Raw genomic sequence first — 8,470 nt, forward strand, 5'->3', positions numbered from 1 at the left:
CATTTTAGAATTAGGGTAATACAAGTGATGAACTTTTTTTACTTGCTATACCCAAAGCATTCTCATAGAATACTTCCAGTTCTTTCGAGGAATTATCTAAATTATACATAGATTTCCCTATTTTATCTGCATATTTCTCTCTTTTTAATGTTTGATAATCACAATCCGCAATTTTTTGTGCCCACAGCCTTGGTTCCTCTTCTAAGTCAAGGCGTTCAAACAAATCAGTAAGATTTACCTCTTCTGGAACATTTTCTGACGCAAATACCTTCATTCCATTACATTGTGCTTCTAACCCAACATTCCCAAATCCTTCATAATGAGTTGGAAAAATTAATGCATCCATCACTTGATAATAATCTTCAATGCTCTTGGTATTCTTTAAAAATATTATTCTTCCAAAAATATTATTCTTTTTTGAAAACTCGACTACGTCTTTTTTTAATGGACCATTACCAATGAAAAGCAATTTTGCCTTTTTATTAATTTTCAAAAATTCTAAAAATACTTTAGCTGTAAACATCGGATTCTTCTGCCAAACAAATCGCCCTACTGATCCCAATAAAAATTCATCCTGCTTTATATTCAAATCATTTCGTATTTCTTCTCTTTTGCTTTTTGAAAATTTAAATCTCTCAACATCAATCGCATTTCTCAAAACCATAAAGTTATTTTTTTCAACCTCATTACCAAACAGCCACTTACCAGCATATCTTGTTGGTGCCATAAAGTGAGTTGCATACCTAGTCGAAAATAGCTTGAGTACAGATTTTACAATTGTCTTCTTTATTTCATTTGGTGCGGCAGTACTATGATTATGTGCAATTCTTACAGGCACTCCGCATTGTTTAGCAATTCTTAACGGAAATACACTCAAGGTATTAACATTTGAATGTACAATATCATAATTATTTTTTTTGAAAATTCTTCTTAGATCCGAATCATATTTAATCAAATTCTGGTAAGGAGCAACAACATGCACAGTCCCACCCATTTTTTCTATATCTTCTTTAGGTATAGCTGTAGAATCTTCATCAACAATAAAGTCAATTTTAAATTTTGATTTATCTATGCATTTGAAATAATTTAAAACAACAGCTTCAACCCCATTACCATGCATTTTACCCATAATCATAGCAACTTTAATTTTTTTTATCTCCAAGATTAATATGCCCCCTCTCTAGCTAAAACTTTCCAAAGAGTTTTTATAATCACCTTAAAATCAAAGACTGTACTACGTTTTTCAAGATAGCTAAGTTCCAAATACACTCTATCTGGATACCCAACATTACTTCTGCCTGATATTTGCCATACACCAGTTATTCCAGGCTTCATTTTTAAAAAGGCTTCTTTTGTCCCTGTTTTTTCGTATTCTACAAGTTCTTCCTCAACAATCGGTCTAGGTCCAACAAGACTCATGTCACCAATTAATACATTGAATAACTGTGGTAGTTCATCTAAACTTGTTTCTCTTAATATTGCTCCAAGCTTTGTAACCCTTGGATCTTCTTTAGGTCCTAGTTTGTATCCATTCTGCACATATTTCTTGTAAAGATTTTCATCAGCATGCAATATTTGATCTGCATTAAGTTTCATTGAACGAAACTTATAAATAAAAAATACTTTACCATTTCCACCTACTCTTCTTTGTTTGAAAAAAATTGTACCTCTTGGTTCTTTGAATTTTATAGTCAAACCCAAAACTAAAAAAACTGGAGATAAAACAACAAGGCCAAAAAAAGAACACGCTATATCAAAAATCCTTTTGTTCATACTAGTGATTCTATTCTTATTAATAGCATCATAGCTCACTTCAATTTCTTTTTTTCTCCCTGTAACCAAAGTAATCACCCCACTAAAAAATAATCGCAGCATATACATACTACCATTTAATAAGTTCAATTCTGATTATACACGGTTTTACATTAATATAAATAAGCAAATTATTTTTTATAAATACCCAAAAATTTTCTTTTTTTACATAATTTAACTTGCATATTATTTTTTTGGGTATTATAGTGCTCATTATTTTCTAATTTTAGGATTTTAAACAAAAAAAGACTGTTACCTTATTTTTTTGTTTTTTTAATTGCAAAAAAATATAGGTTACAATCTTTCTTTTAGTAAGTAAACTTTTATAAAATCAACAACTTTTCATCTATTTTGGGATAGACCAATCATTAGATAATCGACTTTAGTTTGCGAATAACAAGATTCCTTACGTCATTCACAGCTCTTGTAGTAGCCTCTTCTCCATAGACCTCTTTGATAGCACTCTCGATTAAAATTCGATCACGTGCATCAATGAATGTCTTCAATGCCATGTATATATTATTGACATCTGCTTCTTCCTTACACATTCGATACAGATGTGTTTCTTCAATGTTCTTAAAATATTCGGATTCCTGCCTATATAATTCTTTTTGAATCAGCATGTGTTCAGCTGCTATCTTAAGATGTTGATTCCACAATGCTTTATCAGCTACAACTTCTATCTTGCATTTTTCACCTTGAAAATTCGAAAAGTGTAGTATCAAGTTTTGTGAGTCCTTATTGAATGAATGGCCAACTACATTATTGAACATCACCCAATTGGTTGAATGTTGTGTTACCCCAGTCAATGGAATCAGTGCTATCTTCCCATGAACATAAGGTAATGACTTACTTTGTCCTGATTTAAGAGCATTAATCGTCCGCGTTTCTAAAAAACTCCATGCAAGTGATTTGACCAATTCATTGACTAGCTTCTTAGTCTCCTTATTGGTCATGATTACTCCGCGATTACAGTCGAAAAGAATCGACTTGCATTCCAAAGAATCATATTGTTGACAGTCAAAGATGAACAAGGTTGAATCTGGATTTATCCGTGCACAATCATCAAAATCCGCATTATTCAATAACGTCTTCCAATCTAGATTATGTAAAAACAAATTTTTTTGATACATCCCCCAAGTTCTACCCCCTATTATTTTTATTTGTAATGCCCCAAAACACTACATTTCCATTCTAATTTATTTTTAAACAAATCGCCATAATTATTTACATCTAGGTTTTTATTAATCTTTTCTATATTTTATAAGTTAGCTATTTTGTTTACTATAAAAGTGATTTAAGGCCTTGAATCAATCTAATATCAGGAGAGATTCAAAAAATGGATAATAAATTAACTTCAATAGCTTTCAAACAACTTCTAAAAAATGACAATGTCAGACTCATTCATGGGGTATTACGCACACTAAATATCACACCTAATCGTAGTGACTACCAAGACTTATTCCAGGAAGGCTGTCTCTTCTATGTCCAAGCATACGAAGACTTCTTTTCTATTCATTCAATTGAAGATCTTGAATTATTCGGTCCGTATGCCTTTAGAAGAATCAAGTGGCGCTTACTCGACATCATTCGCAAAGAAATCAGACAACAAGAACACATTGACTCCATTCAAGTCACAGCTAATGCGGAAAATGAATATGATTTACCTGATTCTTTAGCGACACAATTTGAAGCCGATATTCTCACTAGTGCTTTTTTTCAAGAACTCTGGAACGAGTGTACTATGCAAGAGCAAGCATATCTCGCTAATCGAGTTGCCGGTATGAGCATAACGAAGATGGCACAGATGATTGGCTGTTCAAGACAAAGTATCTATAAGTGGCGTAACTCTGTAATTAAGAAGGCACTAAAAATAATAGAAAAATAGGATTTAAAAAAGGAATGGGCAAGATGCTCATTCCTTTTTTGTTAAAATTAACTTTTGGCACGACCCTTTATGTTAGTGTTCGAATTTTCCTTCTTAATACCATACCCTATCTAAACATCTTCACATTATTCGTCGTCACAGACTTAACTGATTGCAATTCACCCTGCAACAAAATCCGAAGTGGTGTATGTGCCACTCCCTTAATCGGATCACAAGTTATCAACGTAATCATCTTCTTATTGGGTACGTCATCAATAACTTGTACCTGATACTTATTGATTGTCTTGCGAACCGTCAACTTATAAGTATAGACTTTTTTCCCATCCGTAAGATAAACCAATTCTCCAACCTGTGCCTTAGCAAGGGGCGAAAACAAAATATCTGGATTATTCATATGGTGACCAGCCAGTGCATAGTTCCCCTCACCCATCTTTTCATTTTCCTTCATCGTACCTGCACCACGCAATAGATTATTATCGTTAATTCCCTCGAAAATTGGCAATTTCAAACCCACAGCTGGTACCGCAATCTTTCCAATCATTCCCGTTGTATTAGAAGTGAAAGATGCTGCAACTACCCGATTAACCGATGCACTTTTGACCTTTTTAAAGTCAAAACTAGCTTTGACTTTACTTTTTTTCTTACTTGAATCAGTCGTAATACTTTGTTTCATATCCGAAGAAGACATATTTTTGACTAAATAATCAGAAATATTTTGACTAAAAATCAAAGTTAGCCCTACTGCAAAAAGAACAAAAACAAGTATCCATGATAGCTTTTTTTTCATTTAATCTAATACCACCTTTTCTAGTTACTATTTTAACACAGCTCCACCTACTATTGAGTTGTGTTACTCCATATAGAGTGAATTCAATCGTAGTAGCTTAAACATTATGTTATCCAATTTAACTACATCCATATTTTACTCATCTTTGTGATATTCTTTCAATCCATTAACTTTAAACAATACTTTGTCCAGTAATATTAATCCCACAAAGATATGTTGGAAAGAAACAGGATCTTACTCCTTAACTAAGTTTTTTAGATTCCTATCTATATGTCTATTAAAATATACAATATTTTTCGATGCCTTTAGTTTTTAATTTTTTGTATTTTTCAAAAATCAAATAACTTAATTTGATGGTTAATGTGGTCTTCAAGAAAACAAAAAGAGCTAAGTCAAAATCAACTTTTGACTCAACTCCTACTATGTGTAACTATACAAGATTCCTCGGGCTTTTAATTAGCTTCCAGGCTTTAAACTTGTCGTTACTTTCATTATTTAAATCTTTTTATTACGTCTAGCCAAGCCTATTATAAAACCTGCTCCTGCTAAAGCAATCAACGCAATTCCCCATAACACATTATTGTTTTGTTCATCACCAGTCTGAGGAAGAGTTTTCTTACCTACAGGAACAACCGTTTTCTTATCAACTACTTTTTTAATTGCTGTCCCAGTTCCAGCATCATTATCATTACCAGTTGGTGTCGCTGGTTCAAATGGTTGCTTAGGAACTATACTTTTAGTGTAGGTTACTGTTTCTTCAACATCTGAACTCGTGTCCGTAATCCCAGTAATCTCACCAATTTCAGATTTATCCGGTGTATACCCTGTAATTACTGGTGACGTAACTTTTGCAAAAGAAGTTCCAGTTGTTGGTGTCCAATCACCATAAGTCTTTTCTCCAGTTACGTTATCCGTTGTTACCGTTCTTGTAAATTCTACTGGAGTAGCTTTATAGTCATCTGCTGCTTGGCTACCATCACTATATACGTAGTGAATAGTTTCATTGACCTGTTTTGTTTCATTTGTTACTGTTTGTCCATGTTTAAGATGTACCTCAAAATACTGTGGCGTATCTCCAAAAGTTATACTATCTGCTGGATAATTATCACTAACTAATTCATATCCTTCACTCTCATATTTCTTTATTGTATCGGCTGTCGTATATGAACTCTTGTCTCCTGTATTCCCACTTAGTGGAGTATCCAACAATGTCTTATTAGCAGTATCATCTATATACTTGACATCTGCAGTTCCTTGATTTCTCGTATAAACATAAGTTACCGTCTTATCATTTGCAGTATATTCTCCACTAGCACTATCACCTGTCACTTTTTCAAATGTATAGCCGGGAATTTCCTTTTGAGTTGTTGCATAATTTGAGTCAATATCTCCCTCTGTTGTAACTTCAGGTGCAATAGTTTTTCCACTGTCATCGACATAATTTGCATTTACTTTACCTTGGGCAACAGTGTAAGTGAATGTTACATTTTGAAGTTGCTGAAGATTATGATTAGCACCCGTTGAAGCAGAAATTGCAAATGACATTGCTGTATTATCACCTAGCCAATCACTGATATCTCTTGACCAAGTTTGACCATCATACGTAATAGTCATTGTTTTTGTAGAACCGTTGTATTCAATATCTATAGGTTTAAAGGTATTACCAGAAGGTTGTGCAATCTCCTTTGCAGTATCAGCAATAGTTACAGCTTGTCCATTTGTGCCATCAACAAAGGCACCAAAAGACTCTCCACTGGAAAATTCAGAAGGATCTGCCGTAAAATCAGATTCACTCCAACCATTATAATACGTATCTAACTTGAAACCAAAAGCACCCTGTATATTTCCAATACCCATAGCACCTCCCGTATTACCAACTGTACTAACATCCCCTGGTTGGAATAAAATTCCTATACCATCTGCACCACCTTGACTCTTAGACTTATCTCCTAAATTAACATAACCTTTAAAATCAAAGTTTTGGCTCATATCAATTTTGGTCTTTAACGTAACATTTCCTGACTCAGATTTATCATCAGTCGTCAAAGTCTGTGTCCATGTACTAGTATCATACGGTACATCAGCATTTCCATTGGCTTGAAAATAATCACGGAAGTCCGAAGGTTCAACTGTAACTGTCCTAGAATCTGCACTTCTAACCACTGCAGCTTGAACAACATCATTATTGTTCAAAATCACATGAGAAAGAGCCGCTCCAGATAACATTAAACTCGTAGTAGCAACAAATATTATTCCTTGCTTCTTATTCATATCAACACCTCAATCATTAATTTTTTGTTACAATTTAATAGTAATTTAAAATAATACCTAATACAATATATTTTTATCATTTAACTCAATAAAATTTATATTATGTCCATACTATAAGTAATGACTACTACCAATATCGTTATGATATAAGCTTTCATTTAATCATCATTTAAAATATACAATAATTTTCGATGTCTTTAGTTTTTAATTTTTTGTTTTTTTCAAAAATTAAATAACTCACTTTGCTAGTTAGTGTACTTTTCATTAAGAACAAAAAAAGAGCTAGATCAAAATTAACTTTTGATTTAGCTCTACGCCTAGATTTATCGGTTTTATACTTTTTTATTGATAGATTAAATTACAGATAGTCTATCATCATAATCTGACAAAGTGACTTTTAACTCACGATTCAAACAACTTTTCACTCAACGCAATTTTCCCTGTCCCGACCTCACTATTAGCGAAAACAACTTGGCCCTCATGCGTCAAGGTCTGTAATAATTCCTTGTCACGCAATATACGCTGTAATTCTCTTGCTGCACCAGGTCCACCATCAATAATGAACTTGTCTGCTCCCATTACCTTTTGAATTGCTGATTTAACAAAAGGAAAGTGAGTACATCCTAACACAATTGAGTCTGCTGTTTTTTTGTAAGGCAATAATAATTCTTCTAAATATGCAATAACATCCGGTGTATCCAACTCACCTTTTTCAATATATTCAACTAAATCAGGTGCCGGTACCAAGACTAAATCAGCAAGTTTCTCATATTGTTCAAGTAACTCTTGAAATTTTTGTTCACGCAACGTCAACGGGGTCGCCATCACCACAACTTGAGAGCTAGGCTTACGTAAAACTGCTGGCTTAATAGCTGGTTCCAATCCAATTATTGTCAGTTCCGGATAAGTAGCACGAATATCTGTGACTGCAGCACTCGTAGCAGTATTACAAGCAACTACAATTGCCTTAACATGCTGTTCAATAAAATGTTCAACAATTTTAAAGCTCAAATTCTTAACTTCATCAACTGTTTTTATTCCATACGGAGCATTATATGAGTCACCAAAAAAATGATAATCTTCTTGCGGCATAAGCCGGTATAAATCACGCAATACACTAATTCCACCGACACCAGAATCAAATACGCCGATTGGACAATCTTTTGTTATTTCATACATTAGGGCAACATCCTTTAAATTAATATTACTATTATTATACTATCGCAATTTCAATTGTACACAAAACTAAAAGTTCTTTAATAGAAATAAAAAGCAAGTTTAAAAAACATATTGCTAATTTTTTGATACAAATAGAAAAAGCCATCCCATAAAGTTAGCTTTGGTATGGCTTCTTCTAAGTATCAGTACTAGCTCAATTGTAATGAATTAAATTTTAGCTTTCTTCATTAAATTCGTTATGCTAGCTTATTTTGATTGCTTTTTGTTACGTTTATCAATTCCAAATAATGTTCCTACTGCTGCCAAAGCTACAAGAATTGCTCCGATAATTGAATTTCTTGTATTTTGTTCGTCACCAGTTTGTGGCAAACTTGCCTTAGTTGGTGTTACAGCTGCTGGTACCACTGTTTTCTTAGAAACAACATTATTCATTGCCTTTGGTATTACCACATTTGAACCGTTCGTATTCGTTGGCGTCTGTGGTGTTGGTGTTGGTGTTGCTGGTGTTGGTGTTGCTGGTGTTGCTGGTGTTG

The 8,470-nt window shown here is 33.4% G+C and carries 8 protein-coding genes; 1 reads left to right on the forward strand and 7 read right to left on the reverse strand.

Going from position 1 to position 8,470, the window contains the following annotated elements:
* Window positions 1-10: 10 nt before the first annotated feature.
* The 3 genes from FC80_RS06585 to FC80_RS06595 form a co-directional block, all read right to left on the reverse strand.
* Window positions 11-1,162 carry a glycosyltransferase gene (locus tag FC80_RS06585; protein ID WP_057829328.1) on the reverse strand — a complete coding sequence of 384 codons (1,152 nt, stop codon included), beginning with the start codon at window positions 1,160-1,162 and terminating at the stop codon, window positions 11-13.
* Window positions 1,163-1,164: 2 nt separating this feature from the next.
* Window positions 1,165-1,875 carry a sugar transferase gene (locus FC80_RS06590; protein ID WP_057829329.1) on the reverse strand — a complete coding sequence of 237 codons (711 nt, stop codon included), beginning with the start codon at window positions 1,873-1,875 and terminating at the stop codon, window positions 1,165-1,167.
* 305 nt (window positions 1,876-2,180) lie between these two features.
* The gene (locus FC80_RS06595; RefSeq protein WP_057829330.1) at window positions 2,181-2,945 is read right to left on the reverse strand and encodes a hypothetical protein; all 765 of its coding nucleotides are present in this window, start codon (window positions 2,943-2,945) and stop codon (window positions 2,181-2,183) included.
* A 206-nt stretch (window positions 2,946-3,151) separates the two neighbouring features.
* Between FC80_RS06595 and FC80_RS06600 the strand changes: the two genes are divergently transcribed.
* Window positions 3,152-3,700, forward strand: a complete 549-nt coding sequence (locus FC80_RS06600; protein WP_057829331.1) for a sigma-70 family RNA polymerase sigma factor — start codon at window positions 3,152-3,154, stop codon at window positions 3,698-3,700.
* 106 nt (window positions 3,701-3,806) lie between these two features.
* On the opposite strand, the gene FC80_RS06605 is transcribed toward FC80_RS06600, so the two are convergent.
* From FC80_RS06605 to FC80_RS09500, 4 genes are all read right to left on the reverse strand, one after another.
* Complete coding sequence (locus tag FC80_RS06605; RefSeq protein WP_057829332.1) at window positions 3,807-4,487, reverse strand: class A sortase; 681 nt, start codon at window positions 4,485-4,487, stop codon at window positions 3,807-3,809.
* Window positions 4,488-4,982: 495 nt separating this feature from the next.
* The gene (locus FC80_RS06610) at window positions 4,983-6,758 is read right to left on the reverse strand and encodes a lectin-like domain-containing protein (RefSeq protein WP_057829333.1); all 1,776 of its coding nucleotides are present in this window, start codon (window positions 6,756-6,758) and stop codon (window positions 4,983-4,985) included.
* Between the two features lie 402 nt (window positions 6,759-7,160).
* Window positions 7,161-7,937, reverse strand: a complete 777-nt coding sequence (gene murI / locus FC80_RS06615; protein ID WP_057829334.1) for a glutamate racemase — start codon at window positions 7,935-7,937, stop codon at window positions 7,161-7,163.
* Between the two features lie 246 nt (window positions 7,938-8,183).
* Window positions 8,184-8,470, reverse strand: a 287-nt coding sequence (locus tag FC80_RS09500) for an LPXTG cell wall anchor domain-containing protein (protein WP_202813109.1), incomplete at its 5' end; no start/stop codon positions are given.

Source organism: Liquorilactobacillus cacaonum DSM 21116, assembly GCF_001436735.1.
Taxonomy (GTDB): domain Bacteria; phylum Bacillota; class Bacilli; order Lactobacillales; family Lactobacillaceae; genus Liquorilactobacillus; species Liquorilactobacillus cacaonum.

What these genes read in the sequence shown, in the direction of transcription:
- FC80_RS06590 (WP_057829329.1), bottom strand. Translation starts at nt 1,875, where the DNA reads ATGCTGCGATTATTTTTTAGTGGGGTGATTACTTTGGTTACAGGGAGA.
- FC80_RS06595 (WP_057829330.1), bottom strand. Translation starts at nt 2,945, where the DNA reads ATGTATCAAAAAAATTTGTTTTTACATAATCTAGATTGGAAGACGTTA.
- FC80_RS06600 (WP_057829331.1), top strand. Translation starts at nt 3,152, where the DNA reads ATGGATAATAAATTAACTTCAATAGCTTTCAAACAACTTCTAAAAAAT.
- FC80_RS06605 (WP_057829332.1), bottom strand. Translation starts at nt 4,487, where the DNA reads ATGAAAAAAAAGCTATCATGGATACTTGTTTTTGTTCTTTTTGCAGTA.
- FC80_RS06610 (WP_057829333.1), bottom strand. Translation starts at nt 6,758, where the DNA reads ATGAATAAGAAGCAAGGAATAATATTTGTTGCTACTACGAGTTTAATG.
- murI (WP_057829334.1), bottom strand. Translation starts at nt 7,937, where the DNA reads ATGTATGAAATAACAAAAGATTGTCCAATCGGCGTATTTGATTCTGGT.